The sequence below is a fragment of the Pseudomonas sp. 30_B genome (assembly GCF_017491605.1).
Lineage (GTDB): Bacteria > Pseudomonadota > Gammaproteobacteria > Pseudomonadales > Pseudomonadaceae > Pseudomonas.
In genome coordinates this window covers 1-584 of the sequence record NZ_JAFGYY010000117.1, presented here as the reverse complement: position 1 = coordinate 584, position 584 = coordinate 1, and the positions used below count along the sequence as shown (strand labels likewise).

1 protein-coding gene is annotated in these 584 nt (G+C 64.9%); it reads left to right on the top strand.

Going from position 1 to position 584, the window contains the following annotated elements; genetic code table 11:
* Positions 1 to 584 (top strand): hypothetical protein (locus J5M67_RS27490; protein ID WP_207888550.1); only part of this gene is annotated, 584 nt, incomplete at both ends.

Sequence of the window (584 nt, the reverse complement as noted above, 5' to 3'; positions counted from 1 at the left end):
GTCTTTTACCTCCGGCTCGCCTGCGGCGGCGAGGAGGTCAAGCGCTCGCTGCGCACGAAAGACTTCCGGCAGGCTAGACTGTTGGCGCTCGCGTTCAATCTCGAACTCGCCATGAAGACGCCGGACGACAAGCCGAAGGCCGCAGACTTCAACCTCGACGCCGAATCGCTCAAACGGCTCGACGTGATCTTCCCGGACGGCACCCAGGTCAAGGACATCAAAACCGACGACGACGTCCGCCGCGCCAAAGAGCTGTTCGGCGACCGCTTCGCCGCCGCCGTCCCGGCCCCGCCCTCGTTCGACTTGCCCGCCTTCTCGCCGTCCGTCGCCGCCGCGTTCGCCGCCCAGAAAGCCGTGCAGGAAACGAAGCGCAAGGCCAAGCCGTTCGCCGACGTGGCGAAGCTCTACAAGAAGGAAAAGGCTCTCGACAACACGGCGCGCACGATCACGGCCAAAGAGCGGGCGTTCGCGGACTTCGAGAAGCGAATCGGCTCGCGGCCGATCGACGCCTACTTGATCGACGACGCCGTTGCCTACAAGAACGCTTTGATCGACGAAGGCGGCAGCGCGAGCCGGATCAACGC